The sequence below is a fragment of the Trinickia caryophylli genome (assembly GCF_034424545.1).
Taxonomy (GTDB): Bacteria; Pseudomonadota; Gammaproteobacteria; order Burkholderiales; family Burkholderiaceae; genus Trinickia; species Trinickia caryophylli.
The window spans coordinates 174,441-193,603 of the sequence record NZ_CP139971.1 but is presented as its reverse complement, the minus strand read 5'-3'; the positions used below and the strand labels follow the sequence as shown (position 1 = coordinate 193,603).

15 protein-coding genes are annotated in these 19,163 nt (G+C 60.5%); 7 read left to right on the top strand and 8 right to left on the bottom strand.

All coding sequences use genetic code 11. The features are described from left to right. Positions 1-50 precede the first annotated feature (50 nt). The gene (locus U0034_RS20200; RefSeq protein ID WP_085230763.1) at positions 51-812 is read right to left on the bottom strand and encodes a TerC family protein; all 762 of its coding nucleotides are present in this window, start codon (positions 810-812) and stop codon (positions 51-53) included. Between the two features lie 128 nt (positions 813-940). On the opposite strand from U0034_RS20200, the gene U0034_RS20195 reads away from it, so the two are divergent. Continuing rightward, on the top strand, positions 941-1,822 hold the full coding sequence (locus U0034_RS20195) for a LysR family transcriptional regulator (RefSeq protein WP_085230776.1): 882 nt from the start codon (positions 941-943) through the stop codon (positions 1,820-1,822). 14 nt (positions 1,823-1,836) lie between these two features. On the opposite strand, the gene U0034_RS20190 is transcribed toward U0034_RS20195, so the two are convergent. Together U0034_RS20190 and U0034_RS20185 are read right to left on the bottom strand one after the other, a co-directional pair. After that, complete coding sequence (locus U0034_RS20190; RefSeq protein ID WP_085230764.1) at positions 1,837-2,094, bottom strand: BrnA antitoxin family protein; 258 nt, start codon at positions 2,092-2,094, stop codon at positions 1,837-1,839. Then, the gene (locus tag U0034_RS20185) at positions 2,072-2,350 is read right to left on the bottom strand and encodes a BrnT family toxin (protein WP_085230765.1); all 279 of its coding nucleotides are present in this window, start codon (positions 2,348-2,350) and stop codon (positions 2,072-2,074) included. The genes U0034_RS20190 and U0034_RS20185 overlap by 23 nt, the downstream gene beginning before the upstream one ends. Before the next feature lie 644 nt (positions 2,351-2,994). Between U0034_RS20185 and U0034_RS20180 the strand changes: the two genes are divergently transcribed. Next, positions 2,995-3,243: an ATP-binding protein gene (locus U0034_RS20180; RefSeq protein ID WP_269149716.1), complete on the top strand. Its 249-nt coding sequence runs from the start codon at positions 2,995-2,997 to the stop codon at positions 3,241-3,243. A 414-nt stretch (positions 3,244-3,657) separates the two neighbouring features. On the opposite strand, the gene U0034_RS20175 is transcribed toward U0034_RS20180, so the two are convergent. The 5 genes from U0034_RS20175 to U0034_RS20155 all read right to left on the bottom strand — a co-directional run bounded on the left by U0034_RS20175 (position 3,658) and on the right by U0034_RS20155 (position 12,597). Further along, the gene (locus U0034_RS20175; RefSeq protein ID WP_085230766.1) at positions 3,658-4,029 is read right to left on the bottom strand and encodes a hypothetical protein; all 372 of its coding nucleotides are present in this window, start codon (positions 4,027-4,029) and stop codon (positions 3,658-3,660) included. 594 nt (positions 4,030-4,623) lie between these two features. Next, positions 4,624-5,622 (bottom strand): hypothetical protein, encoded by a 999-nt coding sequence (locus U0034_RS20170; RefSeq protein ID WP_139831237.1) that lies wholly within the window; start codon positions 5,620-5,622, stop codon positions 4,624-4,626. Next, positions 5,623-9,945, bottom strand: a complete 4,323-nt coding sequence (locus U0034_RS20165) for an RHS repeat-associated core domain-containing protein (RefSeq protein WP_085230767.1) — start codon at positions 9,943-9,945, stop codon at positions 5,623-5,625. Positions 9,946-9,968: 23 nt separating this feature from the next. Next, positions 9,969-10,445: a DUF1795 domain-containing protein gene (locus U0034_RS20160; protein ID WP_085230768.1), complete on the bottom strand. Its 477-nt coding sequence runs from the start codon at positions 10,443-10,445 to the stop codon at positions 9,969-9,971. A gap of 37 nt (positions 10,446-10,482) precedes the next feature. Next, positions 10,483-12,597 (bottom strand): type VI secretion system Vgr family protein, encoded by a 2,115-nt coding sequence (locus U0034_RS20155; RefSeq protein ID WP_114717940.1) that lies wholly within the window; start codon positions 12,595-12,597, stop codon positions 10,483-10,485. Positions 12,598-13,287: 690 nt separating this feature from the next. On the opposite strand from U0034_RS20155, the gene U0034_RS20150 reads away from it, so the two are divergent. The 5 genes from U0034_RS20150 to U0034_RS20130 all read left to right on the top strand — a co-directional run bounded on the left by U0034_RS20150 (position 13,288) and on the right by U0034_RS20130 (position 19,155). Next, positions 13,288-14,466 (top strand): hypothetical protein, encoded by a 1,179-nt coding sequence (locus tag U0034_RS20150; protein ID WP_139831213.1) that lies wholly within the window; start codon positions 13,288-13,290, stop codon positions 14,464-14,466. Between the two features lie 403 nt (positions 14,467-14,869). Continuing rightward, positions 14,870-16,024, top strand: coding sequence for an HPP family protein (locus U0034_RS20145; RefSeq protein WP_386092513.1), 1,155 nt, complete (start codon positions 14,870-14,872; stop codon positions 16,022-16,024). Positions 16,025-16,126: 102 nt separating this feature from the next. Next, positions 16,127-16,543, top strand: a complete 417-nt coding sequence (locus U0034_RS20140; protein ID WP_085229894.1) for a MarR family winged helix-turn-helix transcriptional regulator — start codon at positions 16,127-16,129, stop codon at positions 16,541-16,543. Positions 16,544-16,556: 13 nt separating this feature from the next. Then, positions 16,557-18,344 carry a chloride channel protein gene (locus U0034_RS20135; RefSeq protein ID WP_085229893.1) on the top strand — a complete coding sequence of 596 codons (1,788 nt, stop codon included), beginning with the start codon at positions 16,557-16,559 and terminating at the stop codon, positions 18,342-18,344. A 490-nt stretch (positions 18,345-18,834) separates the two neighbouring features. Then, positions 18,835-19,155 (top strand): hypothetical protein, encoded by a 321-nt coding sequence (locus U0034_RS20130; protein WP_085229892.1) that lies wholly within the window; start codon positions 18,835-18,837, stop codon positions 19,153-19,155. Positions 19,156-19,163 lie beyond the last annotated feature (8 nt).

Sequence of the window (19,163 nt, the reverse complement as noted above, 5' to 3'; positions counted from 1 at the left end):
GGCCGCCGCAACCTGAAAAACCTGCAATTCACGAAGGCTTGGTTCGGTTTTTACGAACTTTGTCTTTCAGACCGACTGCCGTGCTTCGACCAGGCTCGACGCGCCAGCATGTTCATGCCTTCGACGAACGCGGAGAATGCCATCGCCGCATAGATGTAGCCCTTGGGCACATGCGTGCCGAAGCCATCCGCGATCAACGTCATGCCGATGACCAGCAGGAAACTGAGCGCGAGCATGACGATGGTGGGGTTGCCGTCGATGAAGCGCGTGAGCGGCTTGGCGGCGAACAGCATCGCCGTCACGGCGGCAATCACGGCGATCACCATGATGGGCATGTGCTCAGTCATACCGACCGCGGTGATGATGCTGTCGACCGAGAACACGAGGTCGAGCATCAATATCTGGCCAATCGCCGCCCACGCCGTCAGCTGTGCGGCCGTGCCCGCCGCTCCGGACGTTGCGCCTTCCGGCGAGACATGGTGATGGATCTCGCGCGTCGCCTTCCAGACGAGGAACAGGCCGCCGCCGATCAGAATCAGATCGCGCCACGAAAAGTTCTGACCGAAGAGAGAGAAGACGGGCTGTGTGAGTTGCGTGATCCATGCGATCGTGCCAAGCAAGCCAAGGCGCAGCACGAGCGCCAGCAGAATACCGATGCGTTGCGTACGCGCGCGCTGCGCCTCGGGCAGTTTCTTGCTCAAGATCGCGATGAACATCAGATTATCGATTCCAAGCACGATCTCCATGACAACGAGCGTAACGAGGGCGGCCCAGGCAGCGGGATCGGTAGCGAGAGCGAGCAGATAGTCCATGATTGGGGGGGCTGGCGTCAGCCCGGCGATGTCCGATTGATTCGGTCATGTTCGCTGAATCTGCGATTCGGAAAAATCAGTGATAATCGAAGCGATTGATCGGTTTTTCCGAAGTCAGGACGAACGGCATGCTCAACTATCGCCACCTCTACTATTTCTGGATGGTCGTGAAGGAAGGCGGCTTTGCGCGCGCCGCGGACCGGCTGGACATGGCGGTTCAGACCATCAGCGCGCAAGTGCGCGAACTGGAGCGGACCATCGGGCGCCAGTTGCTGAAACCGGCCGGCCGTGGCGTGGCGATGACGGAAGCGGGCGAAACCGCGTTCAGTCACGCCGAGCAGATCTTTCATCTCGGCGAAGCTTTGCTCGAGGAAGTACGCAACGCCGAAGGCGAACACGCGACGCGCCTTGCGATTGGGCTCTCGGACGGTATTTCGAAACTGGCTGCCCACGCGCTGCTTGCACCGGTGCTCGATACGCCCTCGCTGCGGCTGCTCTGCCACGAAGGCGAACACGGCGAGTTGTTGTCGGAACTCGCGCTGCACCGGCTCGACCTGGTGCTCGCCTGCCGGCCCGCGCCTCATGATGCGGACTTGCGCGTAATCAGCGAGCGGCTCGTCGGCTCGCCGGTGGACTGGTACGGGCCAGCGGCACTGGTCACGAAGCTCGCGCGCATGCGTTTTCCGGACTGCCTTGCCGAAGTGCCCGTGCTGTTGCCCACTGCGCACGGTGCGCTGCGGGCGCGGATCGACAGGTGGTTCGAAGTGGCGAGGGTCCGGCCGCGCGTTGCCGGGGAATTCGAGGACAGCGCGTTAATGGCCGTGTTCGCCGCCCGCGGGCTCGGCGTGTTTCCGCTTGCCGAACTGGGGGCCGAGCATGTTTCGCTGCTACGGGGCCTGCGCTGGCTCGGGCGCGCGGAAGGCGTGGTGGAGGAAATCCATGCGATCCGCTCGCGGCGTGGGCAACATCATGCATTGGCGTCGCAGGTTGTGGCTGCGGCGCGGGGATGATCGAGTCGGGGCGATTACGAATGCCGGCGCTGATGCGCAAGCATGTAGGCGCGCAGCAGCTTGTTGATGCGCGTCTGGTATCCCTGGCCCTGCTCTTTGAACCAGTTCAGGACGTCCACGTCCAGCCGCATCGTCACCGCCTGCTTCGGGGGCACGTGCAGTTCCGCGCGTGCGAAGAACTCGTCGTCCAATTCAGGGATGTCGCTCGTGTCGATCTGGTCATCCTTGAGCTTTTCGAGACGTTTCCAGTCAGTCTTTGACGCTTTGCTCATATCGTTTCGCCTCATGTTTGGTCGCGCGGCGAGCGGAGATCACCCGAATCGCCGGCCCGCTACGCTCCACATAGATCACCACGGCCATCGTCACTCTCATCCAACCCAGTGCGATCCAGCGCTCCTCTCCGTAGTCCTCCCGGCTGTCCAGTGCCGTGAGCACTGGATGGTTGAACACGTCGATTGCATCGTTAAAGTCGATTCCGTGCTTACGGATGTTGGCGCGATTCTTCTCTTCGTCCCATTCAAAGTACACAGATCACCCGTCGCTCTCTTGTATTGACGTTTGTATTGACATGATACACTGCTTGGGGTGCGATTGTTTTGTCCCTGTTTTGTCTCGAGCCGCGATCTCATTTCAACCTCGCGCTCTGCTCTCGCGTCCGGCAAAAAAGAACGACCGCCCTCCACGTTCCGCTGTATCTGAATGGCTCTCCCCCGTCCGGGGATCGTAGCGCGTTCAACGGTCGTAGCGCCCCGCGCGTCAGCGTACGACCCAGCCTTTAATATACGACAGTCTCCTTAGGAGAGATGCTCAGCTCCTCGCACGCTTATGCGGAGCTTCTGAGACGTGATTTAATACAATTAATTTCTTCAACTTGCGATCAGTCATCTCACCCGCATCAGTCGTAGCGTTAGCTCAACAAAAATATCTCTCCAAGAGTTTCGCGGATAGAAAAGCAGTCGTCTCCCCCGTTTTCTATGACAACCTCCCGGCCACCATCTCAATGAAATCTCTCAGACACTTCTTCAGGAAACTTAATAACCAAACCATGCTCGTCAATCGAATACATCGACGCTGCGACTTTAATTCCACAGATCTTTATCTTGCACCTCAAAATAGATTAAGCCCAACCCCTCTACGCTATCCCGGGATATGGATACATACCGAGGCAGATCTTGACCAACCCACAATGCAACACCATAAAGACCATCACCCTCGAAATCCGTATCAACTCTAATTTTTGCCACCTTCATCACGATATCCATCAAGAATGGGACCAGGCGTTCCCGGCCAATCGCTTGCTGGCCTCCGCTACGCTCGACCGCTTGCGCCACAACGCCTACTGCCTCGTGCTCGACGGACACTCATACCGCAGCCCAAGGCACCTGCCGGAGCATCACTTGAACCTTGCAAACGCTGGATAAACGGCACATTCTTGAACCATAAAGATGCTCGATTCTGCCCACTTCTGCTGGCGCCTATATGCCGGAAATACCCGGCTCCTTTATGCCGGAAGGTGACAAGCGCAATGTCAGACGCCCCGCCTTGTCGTAGCCGAGCGCGCTTGCTGAGCGGCGATCCCGAGCACCGTGCCCTTGTCGGCCGGCGCGCGCTCGGCCTTGCATTCTTGCGTCTGGCTGCGCCTCGGACGGTGGATCGACGGTACCTAGGTCGCCCCGGTGTGCGCGTCGGTATTGTGTCGAATATGGTAAGTTCAGCATCGCCGCTTGAATGCACGAAAGGCCGCGTTAGCGCCGTCCGTGCATCAGCAAGGACGTTGGATTAGCACCTATTGGCAGCCTCGAGGTTCAATCAGATGCTATCGAATATCGCCCCAACTACCCTTTGATATTTATCCGCTTTCGGTTGTCGCATTTTTCCAAATATCTAACAAAACCAGCCCTATCATCACGTAGCAAAATATAGGCGATGGAGCACGTTAAAAGAAACATTAGACTATGTCTCACATACGCTTCATTACTCGGCTCCTCCAGCACATCAAAATCTTGACCGACATCAATCGCCTTTTCCGCTCTTACCAGAGCCTCACCAAATCTCAGAAGTCGATCCGAATCGTCATCAATAACAATCTCCACATCACCCAAGCTTAGGCCCGCTGCGTCGAGAGTCTTTTGACAATAAACCAACTCAGCATCATAGAGATCGTCACACAAACGCCTTTTCGCACACTGAATCATGTCCGAAGTCATATCAAAATACTTCGGCGAGCGAAAAATTCCTCAATATATTCAATATTATCCACCATCAATCAACACCTTTCATGATATCAAGCAAAATTTCACCTACATTTCAAAATAGAGCAACTATCTCATACCGCCAAGGTATCAACGCTGTGAGATTACCGGAATTGCGCACACCAGCACCGCCCATTCGTTGATGGATATTTTCTCGACGCTATTCTATTGACATATTCTTAACGCCGCGGCGCACATTCCTCAACACCTCGGCCTGCATGTACGGCCCCTGACCATTAGCCATTCCTTGTAGGTTATTGGTCGATTAGAAATACGCATTTGTGCGTGCTTCGTTTTTCCAGTATGTCTATACTTCGTGGTCCCACAAGCTCAGCCTGATGGATCAATCCACGTAGTCGGACACAACACGTATTCGTACGGGTTGCCCTCATCGGCAATGCAATCGAATTCTGTTAATCGCCCGCATCCACGTCACAGTACGACACCTGTTGCAAGGAAACCTCATCTATCCTGTTGACTGACGGCGGATAGCAAGGGCACATGGATACGGTCAACACACTACACCAAGATAAGCCATCGTGACTGGCATCAATTTCCATCAAAAATATCGCAGCTCAAAATTGGCTTCGATTCATCGATCGATTTAAATTTTCTCCTGAAGTTAAAAAACGGAACAGGGACGAAATCACCACTATTCTCATCAACTGTTCTTACCACATACAGATCGAGCTGAATGGCATTCCCCTCTCCAACGAGTTGCAGCCGCGGCCAGCACCCTATATTTTCCGTATCCCAATTAATCAATGCCGTCCCTGGTATCACCGACACCTCACCAACAACCCCGGAAAATATATAGTCACCACTACATATTGGGCTAACCTCCATCGGGAAAAAAAGTGGCAAGCCCCCCTCATGAGAAGTTATCATATAAACCCACGGTGTAATACCCCAACAAAGGGCCATCAAACCATCATTGAACATTTCGTTCGCAATCTCCGTGGATGTAAAGACATCCACTAAATTATGCTGCCCCGCACCCAGCCTCTCAATTATAAACCCATTAAATAATCCCTCATCAGCCAACACAAATCCGAAATGATTATAGCTTTCGCATATATACGCATTTTTCGCCGGAAGCAGACAAGTACCTCTATTCTCGCAAAAAATCAAATAAACAATCATCAAATTCGATTGTCTAACGAGAGCCTTTTGCTCGGCCGTGAGACCCCGACCTTCCCCGATCAGTGGAACATTAATAAACGAAATAACGTTCAACTCAAAATCTGCAGCCCCTCCTCGAAGAAAACCCAAGTCGACCTTCAGATGATCGATCACGACCTTTTCTGTCCCACTAAGGCTTAAGTTAAATTTTTCGTGACTAGAACGTTCGAGTCGGTAATTATTAACGCTACTCTCACTTAAATCCGAGACGCGCTCAGCCACAACGACCGTACGGCCGCCGTGTTGATTACCTAAAACTGACCTAAAAACCGGAATGAGTTCCAGCCCATGTTGACCATCGATCGACAGATTCGCGTCGATCAATGGAAGCGTGTTCCGCAGCACCTCGAATACTTGTTGACTCATCTAACATCCACCCTTTTTTGCATTACCCCATTTCTTCGTTTGCTCCCAAGCTTCGGCCGGAGAGACGTTCTTCGCCAGAAGGCGCCCCTTTGTTCCATCCTCATTAATAATATGCAAATCACCTCGAATATTCTTGAGATCCGGATTTGAATAGTGTTTTTCTAGACTCTCCATCCAACTCTGAGAGTTAAGATTTGTCTTTCCAAGCTGACTAGGCTTCACCAGAGGTTTTGTATCCACCCCGAGATTGTTGTAGCCGTGCATCGCACTGTGCTCCACACCGCTCCATTGAGCGTCGTTCCAATACATCGCTGGGACACCCGTTTGCGAATTGAATGGTGCGATACCGAAGTGAGACGCCATCTGCCACGGGACCATGTGATGGCCTTGCAATACGGGGTTAGACAGCGGCATCCACCCGAGCGGATCGGTCCAGTTGAGAGGACTAGGTGCATAACGATAGAGATTCAGCCCGCCCATCAACCCAATCGGATCCTGATTGATAAACCGCCCCACATCCGGATCGTAATACCGAAACGTGTTGTAATGCAGCCCGGTACTATCATCGGCATACTGCCCGGCATACCGCAGCGGCTGCTCGATCTTCGGCATATACAGCCGGTCCTCGCCCCGGTCGACCTTCCCCCACGCCGCGTACCGCCCCGCCCACGCAAGCTCTCCCGCTTCGTCCGTCACCTCCAGCGGCGCACCCACGAGATCCGTCTGGAAATGGTACACACGCGCCGTGCGCTTCGCCTTCTCGATCGCCGCAGCCGCCATCCCCTCGGCAATCGCCGCATCCACTCTCGCGATCGGCAGGTAGTCCGCCTCCGGACTATAGATGTAGCTGCTCGCCCCCGTCTCCCGCACCTCCTGCGCCAGACGCAACCCCTGCCATACGAACCGCTTGTTCACCGGCGCATGCGTATGCCCATGCCAATCCCGCTCCATCTCCGTCTTCGCCGTACGCCGTCCAAGCGGGTCGTACTCGAATCGCGCTTCCGTGACCCCGCGCGGCGTTTCCGTCCGCACCGCAATCAACCGGTCCTGCCCATCGTACGTGAACCGCTGGACCTGATTCGCACCCTTGCGCTTGACCGACAGATTCCCCCACGCATCGTATTCGAACCGCAGGTCTTGCCACATCAAAAGACGATTGCCCTCCACCGCGCCCCGGCTCTTGCGCTGCACTTCGTCCAGCAGATTACCCGCGGCGTCCCAGGCGAACTCCTCAACGCTGCCCTCCACGTTCCGCTCGCTCACCCGCACCTGCCGCAGCAATTGCCCCACGGCGTCGTACCGGTACCGCGTCGTGCCCCGGATGCTGTCGGTTTGCTCCGCCAGTTCGCCCGCCCGATCGTAGCGATAGCTGCGCCAGAACCGCCCCTGCGCAGGCCCGAGCGCTTCTCCAGCCGCCGCCGAAGACTGCCATTGCCGGCGCCCCAGCACGTCGTACCCCATGCGCAACGTCAGCCGCCCCTGTGTACGCATCACCTCGCGGTGCAAATCATCGCGCTCGAAATCGCTCACGACGTGCTCGCCCACCCGAATCTGATGCACGTGGCCCGAGCCATACCGCAACATGTCGATCGGCTCGCCATGCGGCAACGCAAGCGTGGCAATGTTGTCCAGTTCATCGAGCGTATAGCGAACCGTCCCGTTCACGCCGTGCTCGGCAACCAGGCGCCCTGCCTTGTCGTATTCGAACCGTACTTCCTGAGCCGCAATCCCGAGCGACGTGCCCTTGTCCGTCGGCACACGCTCGGCCGCCAACAGCCGGTCGCCCGCATCGTACTCATACGCGGTAACTTCCGTATCGGTATGCTGCGCCAGCAAACGCCCCGTCTTGTCGCGCTCGAAACGCGTCATGCGGACCGGCACCTCAGCCTGCGGCTTGGCCCGGCTCGTCGCATTCGCGGCGGCCCGCCTGTCCCACACCCCTACCGTCTCGATGGCAAGCAGTTCGCCCGCCTCGCCATACGCGAACCGCCGTACGATGCCATCAGGACGCGTCTCGCGGCTGATACGCCCACCTGCGTCGTAGTCGAACCCGTAGCGCCCGCCAGCGTCGTTGGCCAACTCGCTGAGCCGCCCCTCCGGGTCGTAGCGATAATGCAGCGTCCTTTCCGCCGCGTCGATCGCCTCGAGCACCCGCCCGCTCTGGTCACGCAGCCATCGACGTATCCGTCCGCCCATATCCACATGTCGAACAGGCAGCCCCGCTGCGTCATATTCGAAGGCCTCTTCGCTGCCATCCGGCAACGCAATGCGCACCGGTTCTCCGGTCAGCCGGCGCTCGAACCCCGTACGCTCTCCCTGCGGATTGAGAAATGCCACAAGCCGGCCATACGAATCATATTCGTAGCGCGACGTTTTACCCGAGCAATCGGTATAGGCCGTCAATTGCCCCAGCGCATTCCATTGCAGTGTCTTGCGCCCTCCACGCGCGTCGATTTGCGCAACCGGCAGAGCCGTCAACGCCTCGGGGTATTCGTAGCGCGTTTCGCGGCCGAGCGGATCGCGCGTGCGCAGCAGGCGCCCCTGCCGGTCGTATTCGGCGTGCCAGCGGCTGCCGTCGGGCAATTCGATCTCCGTCGGACGCATGCTGTTGCCGTCGTATCGCGTACGCGTGGTACGACCGAGCGGGTCCGTCTCTTCCACGATGCGGCCCGCTTCGTCGTACACGAGCTTGACCTCGCGCCCGCCCGGCAAATGGAACGCCGTGGGCATGCCGGCCTCGTTGTTCTCGATGACGTATCGCCCACCATCGAGATCGATGCACTCCACGATCTGAAACTGCTCGTCGTAATGCCACCGCGCCCGGCGGCCGTCGTCGTGCTCGATCCAGCTCTCGCGGTTACCCGTGTCGTAGCCGAAACGCCAGCGTTCGCCCTCGCTCGTCGACGTGGCCACCACGCGCGGTTGCCCGTCGACTTCGGCCCACTCGTATCGGCACGTGAAGCCGAGCGCATTGACGTGGCTCGTCATCAGCCCGCTCTCGTACGAGAAAGCGCGAACGGTCGCACCGTTGGCATCGGTCACCGAAGCCAGTTGTCCGTGCTCGTCATACCCATACGACACCAGTGAAACACGATCTCGTTCGCCGATCCAAGCGATCGACGCAAGCCGGCCGTGCCCGGCTTCGTAATCAAGCGCCAACTGCACGCCGCCGCTCGTCAGAATCGTACGCACGCGCCCCTGGCTGTCACGCTCGAATTGTTGCCACTGCCCCGCTTGGTCTTCGATACGGCGCACCCACGCAATTCGATCCGACGTGCGGTCCACACGTCCGAAGTCGTAATAGGTCTCGCCGAGATCGTAGAGGATGTAGCGCCCATCCGGCGTGCACGTGAGGTAACGTTGATCAGCCTCGCTAAAAGCGGTATGGCCTCGCTCGATCAGCGGAAATCCACTTTCGCGCCCCTGTGCATCGGTGTACCAAAGCCGGCCGTCGCGCGGCTGCAAACGCAATTCCCACGGCAGCACCCACCCTCGGCCCAGCGTGCCTTCGGCCGTCAGGTTGCTCGCGTAAAAGCGCGAGCAGACAACCGGTAACGGGCTCGGCACCACGAAATCGGTCTCGTCGTCGGCGAGCAGGATCTTGCGGCCCGTCGTGACATCCACGGGGTGCCCGAAAAGCCCGCCCATCGCGCGGCTGATGATCGGCCCCGCAACATAGCGTCCGACCACCTCGCCAATCACGTAGCCACCGATAAACTTGGCTGCGCAAGGCAACACGCAGCGCGACAACCCGCCGGCCGCTTTCACGAGCCCCGCCAATCCGCCGACCAACCCCGCCAGGGCGAACGCCCAGTCCACGGCGGTACGCAGCCAGGGCGGCACTTCGTCGTCGTAAGGCAGGTAGGTGGAGGTGCCGCCCGCGATGAAGGTGTTGTGCGAGCCGTCCTCGATCGAGGCGCCACACGTGATCTTGTCGCCTTTGCGGGCCGCGGGCTTACCATTGATGAAGACGCCCGACGAGCCCTGCGCCACGAGCGGCAGCGGGCTGTGCTTGCTGCAGGTTACCCCGCTGGCCGTCGCATAGGCTGCGGACTTTCCGTTGATGAATACGTTGGAGGAGCCGGAAATAATCGCGCCGGTCGTCGACGTGAACATCTTGCCTATCGACTCCCCCAAGCTCAGGAGCCCACTCGCTCCCACGCCGGCAGCAAGCCCCGCGAGCAATGCCACACCGAACCCGCACGTAAACGTGGCAAATGCAACCGCAGCGATCAGCGCAATACCGAGCGCCGCGCCGATCAGGAAACCGGTCAGTGCACTCGTGTGTTCGATCGGATCGGTAACGCGCGCTGCCTCGAACATATCCGTTCCCTTCCGCTTGGCGATCAGCTTGCGTCGGCAGCCTCGTCGCCGCTACCGCCCACGCTTTCGTATCCCTCGAGCCAAGTGCGCCAGAACGACTCGAACGCGTCGTCTAACGCACCGGGACTGGATGCGGTAAAGATCAAGGCGCGCCGCGGCGCGACGAGAAATACCGCTTGCCGCTGATGGACCGCGCGCTGACCGTTGCGGTAGCTCGCATCGATCCGCTCGCCGCTTAACGCGCCCTCGCCGGCACCCAATTGCTCCGGCTGCCGGTCCAGCAACTTGTGTCCCGCCAGTCGCGCCTTCAACAGGGCGAGTTGCCGGTCGACATAGGCGTCGAGCAATTCACCGTCTTTGAGCCAGTCGCGAGCGACGCTGAGGTTCGAATGCGTCGTCGTATCCTGAGGCACGAACAGGTTCGTCGTCCGGTCTTCATAGCCGGGCGGCAAGGGAATGCTTCCTTCGTGGAAGCGAATGCGAGCAGAGGTATCTGTCATATCGGCAGCGGAAACAGCGCAAGTAAAATGAAGACCGTCAGCTTTCCGGGTTGATGTCGGTACGCGTGGCCTGCACGACGATGTTCTTGTCATCGAGGTAGATCACGGACGCGCCCTTGCGCAACTCGATGCCATCGGCCGTCATGTGTATCGACGTCCCGCCTTCCCCGCCCACCTTGATCCACAACTCCTTCGCTTCGATCGTGTGAACGCCTGCGGGTGTCTGCTGAGTCGTATTGCCCTGCGTCACCGCATCATGCAGATTGCCGGTCGACACCTTCGTGAAGTGATGCCCCTTGGCCACCGCGATCGAGCGGTCGCCCTTCAGCACCTGCGTCGTCTGCGCGTTCTGCACGACGGTATTCATGTCGTGCTGCGCATGCAGAAACATTTCCTCTGCACCCGCCACATCCGAGAACCGCAGTTCGTTGAAGCCCTGCCCCTTGTGCGTCTGGCTGCGGATACCCATCGTCTGCCCGCTCGTGCCGTGATACGGGTTCGCCGCACCGCCGTTGAATACGCGGCCCACGACGACCGGGTTGTCGGGGTCTCCATCGTTGTAAGCCACGATGACCTCCTGCCCGATGCGCGGAATCGCCGAGCCGCCCCAGCCGCTGCCGGCCCACGGCTGCGACACGCGGATCCACATCGAATCGGTGCCGTCATACTTGCCGCGTCGGTCCCACAGGAAATGCAGCTTCACGCGGCTACCGTCGGTGTAGATCTCCTCGCCTTTGGGCCCGACCACGATCGCGGCCTGCGTGCCCTGCATATGCGGCTTCGGCGTGCGCCGCGGCGATCGATACGGCACCTCCTCCGGCAAGCAGGTGAACGTGTTCCGATAGGGCGTTTCGGCGCCGTGCCGCGTGTAGTCGTTCACGGCCTCATGGCGAACGTGCAGCACGATGTAGGGCTTGCCGTCGTACGCCGTATTCGGATGGTTCTCGAGCGTGAAGCGCCCGATCGTCGTCATCGCGCTTGCATAGCCGCTGCCGTTGAAGCGCCGCGCCAGCGCCTCCTCGGCTTCCATCGCGTAGCGCGCATAGCGCTTGCCGTCGTCGTGCGTGTCGTACAGCGAGTGGTATTCGTAGCGCTCCGTCGTGCCGATGTTCTTGTTCTTGAGCCGGCTCGTGGGCGCTTCCACGTACATCAACGTGGACGAAGGCCGGTTGTAGTTGAAATCGCGGAAGGCAATCTTGCCGACGCGAAACTCGAACGCCTCGTCCCAGCGCGCGATGCCGTTGTGCTCGCTCGCCGCGCTGTCCGCGTGGTACGCAATGCTCCTCTGGTTCGGCATCTCGACGAACGTCGCGTTCGTGTCGCCCACCACGAGCACGTGCTTGTCCTTCTCGTAGCGGAACGTCCAGAAAAGACCCTCCTGCTCCATCAGCCGCGCGCAGAAGTTGTAGTAGGACTCCTGGTACATCACGACGTACTCGATCGGCTTGCGCGTCATGCGTACGTCGAACTGGTAATCGCGAAAGCCCAGCTCGACGAATATCGTCGAGAGGATCTGCTGCACCGTCTGATTCTGGAAGATCCGGCAATCCGTTGAGCGCGTGAGAAACCAGAACCACGGCACCACGCTCATTTCGTAGCGTGTCACCTTGCCCGAGCTGCCCACGCGCGCAAACGAGGCCACATAGCCGTCGAAGTAGCGCGTGTTCGTGTCGGGCCGCGCCACGATCATCGCCTCGCTCAAGCCCGCCCGCTCGGGATGCAGGCCGAGCTTCACGCGCTGCCCCACGAGACTTTCCGGATCGATGTCGCTTTGGTGAGAAAGCAGATCCAGATGGATTTCACTCAGTTGGCTGACGTATTCGTCGACGATCGCCGCATTCACGAGCAAAACGTCCTGCCCCAATGGCGATTCGAGCGTGACATAGCGATTGCTTTGCGTCAGCTGTGCCGCGCCGCTTGCCGATACGCTATTGATCGCATCGGCTACCGATTCCGGCGTTTTGCCCAATAAAGACAAACCTGTCTGAGCGAGTTGAACCGCGCGTGCCGCGCCGCCGATCAGCCCCGCGCCCGGCAGGCCGGCGAGCGAGCCGATCTGGCTGGCGATGCCGGCCACCGAGCCGATGCCATTGAGCGCGCCGGCATTGACGGGACTGCCGCCGCTGCCATTCTCATTCGATGCAAAGATCATGATGTCCCCGGTGCGTGCGCGGGATAATCAATTGGCGAATGCTGTAAACGGCAAACGCGCGTTTTACCGCATCGTCGACTGGGATGGCGGCAATATACCAAAACTGAGAGCCAATGAATCCTTTCGGAGTGTAAAGCCTCGAAATCTCATGAAACTCGCCTACGGAAAAACATCAATAAAGACATTTATTACCGCCCCTTTCCATAAGGCACGGTAAAAACAACCATTGGGGCGCATGCACTGCTTCGCTGAGGCGGATGATCTTTCGCCACGCAATCGGGAGGCGTTGTTGGCAAAGCGGACAATCGCACCCCGGTGACGGCTCTTCGGAGCCGCCTTCGACATCGCCGCTTCGCCGCCGCGGTGGCGTGAAACTTCGCAGCGTCCCCGCTGCCGCACCGGAATCAATCACAAGTGCCTGCCCGCATCCCCTCTTCATCGATCAATGCCGCCCATGTTGCCACGCAAGGAGCGGACTCGCCCTCGCCCACTCGCGACGCCACGCCGTTTCCATCGCCTGTGCGCTCGCTCGGGGAGCATCTGCAGGCGTTGTCGCGACGGCAGGATGCTTCATCGAGCGCCGATGCGCCGCGCGTCGACATCCAGAATCTGCGCGCGGGCCTCGATGTTCGCCCCGAAGCCGCGGCGCCTCGGCCGCATGGAGGCCCTCAGGTCCAGCAGTCGCAATGGGTGCGCGAAGCCATCGCGACCATGAGCGCCGAGGGAGCCGATGTCAGGAAAAAACGCTGGCTCAAGAAGTCCGCGTCGACGCAGTACCTCTATGCCAAAAGCCTGACGCGGGCGCAGCGTACCGAACTCGAGCAGGCGCTGGAGCGCGAATTTCGGCATTCGCCGGACCCTGCCTCCCAGCACCGTGCGCTTGGAATGTGGCTTTCCGTTCAACAGGCCCGCTTGCGCAAGCACGACCCGGAGCACCAGCGCGACCACAACGCCAGGCAAGCGCGCGACGTAGCGGAATCGATCCCATTCGTCGTCTCGATTCCGTTTTTGCCGATCACGATGCGCGATCGTCGCCGGAGCTATTACAGCTCGCCGCTGCGTCCGGAATATCACGTCGCCTTCGACAACTTCATGCGTATCATCGGCGATCAGTCTCTCGAGCAAAGCGTCCGCGATGCCGTAGCCGAACGGCTCGAGTATCACTGGCACAGCGAAAAAACGATTGCACCTGTACAAGAGCAGGAACTGGAGCAGCATGGTGCGGCGGGCTTGGCCGCCAGAGGCTACCGTGCCAGCACGGATCCGGCTACCGTCAGACTGTCCGCCGGGGAGCGCCGGTTCGTGATCCGGACAGGTGGACGCACCACGACACCCCACGTACTGATGAGTGCATTGCGGGCCCAGATACAGGATCTCGCCGAGATGCTCGGTATGGAGCGAGATCCGTCCGCCCGCCGGCTGGTGTCGGATCGGATGAATCGAATCGAAGCATTGCTTGCCGAGACGCAGAACCGCATAGCGGGACAAACAGGGGTAGCTCCCTGGGCAGCCCGAACCGGCACCGCCCTCCGGAGCGCCGATGCGGGCCTGCCGAACGGGGAAGTCCGAGCCGCCGCGGAGGCCTGGGCGGCCAGCCGTCCCGAGCTTGTCGGCCAAGCGCCCATTCGCGTTGCACAGGCTTGGGAGGAAGAACTGAGCGAACTGGACGAGCAAGGAAAGCTGACGCAAAACGAGCATCGGATTCTGGTCGAGGCGTTGATGATCAACATGAACCCGACCCTGGCGCGCAGACGTGCAACACCTCCAGCAGATACCGCTGCGCTGCCCGGCGCACTCGAGCGCTGGCGGCAGATCGTGCAACAACAGCAGAGCGGGCATATTCCACAAAGCGGCTCGCGACCGGACTGACCAACGACGTCGAAACCGGCGCCGACGATTGCGCCACCGGCACGCAATGCAATCGTCAAAACAACGCTGGGTCTTCATCTTCTGTCGAGCGTGGCATTCAATCGTGCTCGTGCCGGCAGGCCCCGGCAGGCCCCGGCAGGCAGCTTATGCGGCTGCCATGGCCCATTGCACGAACACGTGACCGGCTTCACGCAACATCGCTTCGCGCCGGTCCATATCGACCGCGGGCACGTCGCATACGCCGCCTCAGGAAGCGGCGCACGGGACGGCGGGCGCACGATCGCTTAGTCCTTCGGTTCTCCCCCGCACTCACGCGTCGATATGTCACATTGCGATATAATGCCGCCCTTTCGCGGCGATGCACGCCGTGCGCTGTCGTTTCCTCGTTAGATCAGACATGACCGTGTTTCGCCTCGCCTTCGTCCGCTGGCTGCTCAGCTTTACCCCTGCCGCCGTCAACATCCCATGGCGCGAGCGCGCCCGCTCCTGCGTCGGCGCGCTCATTGGCATCGGTATCACGGGGGCCTCGATGCACTGGCTCCTCGGTGCGGATACCCGCGTTCCTCTGCTCGTGGCCCCGATGGGCGCATCTGCCGTCCTGCTCTTTGCGGTGCCTGCAAGCCCGCTTGCGCAACCGTGGTCGCTGATCGGCGGCAATATCGTCTCTGCCACGCTCGGCGTGATCGCAAGCCAGTGCTTCGGCGATCCGGTCGTGGCGGCCGCGTTCGCCGTCGCGGCCGCCACGTGCGCCATGTTCGCGCTGCGCTGCGTGCACCCGCCGTCGGGCGCCGTCGCATTGACCGCCGTACTCGGCGGCCCGAGCGTTCACGCGCTCGGCTTTCGATTCGTGGCAGAACCCATCGCGCTTCAATCGTTCGTACTCCTGAGCGCCGCTATCGTCTACCACACCGTCACCGGGCATCGCTATCCGCACACCAAGCGCGGCAACGCGGAGGCAAACCGGCAACATGACGCCGGCGCCACCGGCATCACGCGCGCCGACATCGAAGCGCTCGTGCGGCAACGGGGCGAGCTCATCGACGTGGCCGCCGACGATCTGCAAACACTGCTGCACGAGGCGCAATTGCTCGCCTATGCCCGCAGTTTCAGCGACATGACCTGCGCGGACATCATGTCGCGCGAGGTGGTATCGGTAGCACCCGATACCACCGCCGCCGCGGCATGGCGCCAGCTCGAACGTCACCGGATCAAGGCGCTCCCCGTGGTGGACGAAGCGCGCCGCGTCGTCGGTATCGTCACGCGTACCGACTTTGTCGGCCGCACCGCGTTCGGTCTGCGGCGTATGCGCGCATCGCGCTTCTCCTTCAAGCGCGATGGGGCCACCTCGCGCCGTGTCGATGAAATCATGACGCCGGCCGTATGCACGGTCGACGCATCTGTTCCCGTGGGCAAGCTGATCCCGCTTTTCGCGCATTACGGCCACCATCACATTCCCGTGCTCGATCGGTCGAAGCGGCTTGCCGGCATGATCACGCAATCGGATCTCATCGGCGGCCTGCATCGTCAGACGCTGGCGGGACAGTTGCGCTCCGCTTAAGAGCGACTACAATGTCCCGCATCCCTCCCCAAGACGGCCACGCCAAGGCGAAAATATCACATTGTGATATAATTTCGCCCTTTGCTTCCCTCGTGGCCGACCATGAAAAACTCCCATTCGCGGGCACTCGCCAAAAGCGATTTCGAGCAGCTTTCGCAGTTTCGCTATCAGATGCGTCGCTTCGAGCGCTTTTCCGAACGCGCCGCGCACAGCGAAGGCATCACGCCGCTGCAGTACCTGCTGCTGCTCCACGTGAAGGGCTATCCGGGCCGCGAGTGGGCGACGATCGGCGAGCTGGCAGAGCGATTGCAGGCGCAGCATCACGGCGTGGTTGCGCTCGTGTCGCGTTGCGAAGCGATCGGGCTCGTGAAACGCAGGCCGAGCGAAATCGACCGGCGCCAGGTCGAAGTTCATCTGCTCAAGTCCGGCGAGACGATCCTGGCACGCCTCGCCGCGCTGCATCGCGCCGAATTGAAATCATTACAGGGCACCTTCAGTGTGCCGCAAATCGATCTCTGAAACAGGTATCAGAATGAGCATGGACAGTCACAAGCGGGATTTTTCGATCAACGCGCGCCTGCCTCGCATTTGCGCACTCGCTGCCGCGATCGGCATGCTCGGCACGATTGCGGCCTACGTCCTGCTCAATCTGATTCACCTTTTCACGAATCTCTTCTTTTACGGCGCCTTCTCGTTCGCGGACCGCTCGCCCGCGCACAATGCGCTCGGGCCCTGGGTCGTGCTCGTACCCGCCGCCGGCGGCCTCGTCGTCGGGCTCGTCGCGCGATTTGGCTCCGAGAAAATCCGCGGCCATGGCATCCCCGAAGCCATCGAAGCGATCCTCTTCGGCAAGAGCCGCATGTCGCCCAAAGTCGCCGTGCTGAAGCCGCTCTCTTCCGGCATCGTGATCGGTAGCGGCGGCCCGTTCGGCGCGGAGGGCCCGATCATCATGACGGGCGGCGCACTCGGCTCGCTGCTCGCACAGTGCTTCAAGGTCACGGCAGCCGAGCGCAAGACCCTGCTCGTCGCGGGTGCGACAGCCGGCATGACGGCCGTATTCGGTACGCCTGTTGCAGCCGTTCTGCTCGCGGTGGAATTGCTGCTCTTCGAATGGCGCCCGCGCAGCTTTCTGCCGGTGGCACTCGCTTGCGCCGTCGCCGGCTTCATGCGCGCGGCATGGCTCGGCGCGCAACCCCTTTTTCCGCTCCAGACGGCCACCCCCGAGGCCGTATCGTTGCTCTCGTGCGCGATCCTCGGACTCGCATCGGGTGCGCTGGCCTGCGGGCTCTCGGTCGCGCTTTATAAAACCGAGGATCTGTTCGGCAAGCTGCCGCTGCATTGGATGTGGTGGCCGGCAATCGGTGGGCTCGCCGTCGGTCTTGGCGGCCTCATCGAGCCGCGCGTGCTCGGCGTCGGCTATGACGTGATCGGCGATCTCCTCCATCAGCAGCTTGCACTGAAAGTGGCTATGGCGATTCTCGTCGTCAAGGCGATCGTATGGGTCATCGCCCTTGGCTCGGGCACGTCGGGCGGCGTGCTCGCGCCGCTGCTCATGCTGGGCGCCGGACTCGGCATCGTGCTCGGTCACGCCCTGCCCGGCGGCGAACCGACGCTGTGGCCGCTCGTCGCGATGGCAGCCACGCTCGGTGCGACGCTCGGCGCGCCGCTCACGGCCATCGTCTTTGCATTCGGCCTCACTCACGACAGCAATGCCCTGCTGCCGCTTTTGACTGCCACGCTCGTGGCGCACGGCTTTGCAACCGTCGTCATGCGCCGCTCGATCATGACCGAGAAGATCGCGCGGCGCGGTTATCACATCTACCGCGAGTACGGCGTGGACCCGCTCGAGCGCCACTACGTGGATGAAGTCATGACACGCACGGTCGAGACGATCGATGCATCCGTCACGGCGCGTGAAGCCCTGGCCACCTTTTTCGGCGCGAGCCAGACGCATCGCGCCTACCCCGTCGTACGCAACGACGTGCTGATCGGCATTGCCGATCGCGCGACACTTGCGGCCCTTGGTGCGGGCGAACGGCCGGAGCGCTTCGATCTGCCGCTCGGCGAAGCGCTCGCGGGCTCGCTACCGTGCGTTGCGCTTCCGAACGAAACGTGCAGGCTCGTTGCCACGCGCCTCGCGATACACGGGCTCGAGCGGATGCCTGTGGTCACCGCGCTCGATGCGCCGCATCTCGTAGGGATCGTCTCCCGCAGCGATCTCGTGAAACCGGCCCGCGCCCATTTCGAGGAAGAACACAAAAAGGAGCGGTTTCGGCGGTTGACGCCGTTGCGCCCTGCGAAAAGGCGAAATCAAGCCTGAGCGTAATAAAACAGCGGTTTGAAACAGTGGCCATGCCCGGTGCCAATCCGGGCATGGAAAACCCTGTTTGTCGGCGAAAACCGCGCCGGCTGGGCATCGGCAAAAAACCATCAAGGAAAGTCCTACTGCCGCATAAGCGCTGCAAGCTTACAATTCTTCAGACGAGAAGCGATTTTCACCGAATAACGGGGCGAGGAGACATCGGCATATACCGTTCGATTGTCTGCAAAAGGCTCGGCGTCTTGTTCGGCACCGCACGTTCGCGGGCCCGCCGTAGTATGACAATAAGCCTGTGCTGATAAACGACGCACCGAGGAAATTCATCGGCAGCGTCGGCTATAAACGGTTATCGTGCCGAATAACGATCGGCGAAACGGGGTACCGGCTGGGTGCTCGTCGCGATTCCGTTTTCCTGTGATGGAGCAGTGCGCAGGAAAACGGAAAATCGGGCCTCAGCCGGTTTCGCTACAGATTGCGGGGAGACACAACAATGAACCTCATTGAAATGGCCACGCGCGCCGGCCTGCAAGTGCTGCTCGACGCACGCATCGGCAATCAGACCTATCACAGCGTAAGCGGCTCGCTGGCCGCACTCGAGCGTTTTGCCGACGCCGTTCGCGCAACAGCTCGCACGGAATCGGTCCCACACGTCAGATCGGCGCACGGCGCGAAACGGAGCAGGAAGCTGCGCATGCGCCGCCGCGGCGCCCTGCGCGCGAAGCCGCTACGTTCGCTGGCCGGGCGGTGCAGTACAAAAACGGCACGCCGTGCGCGCCCGTCGCGAATCGCGCGCACCGTGGCTGTCCGCTGACCACCCAC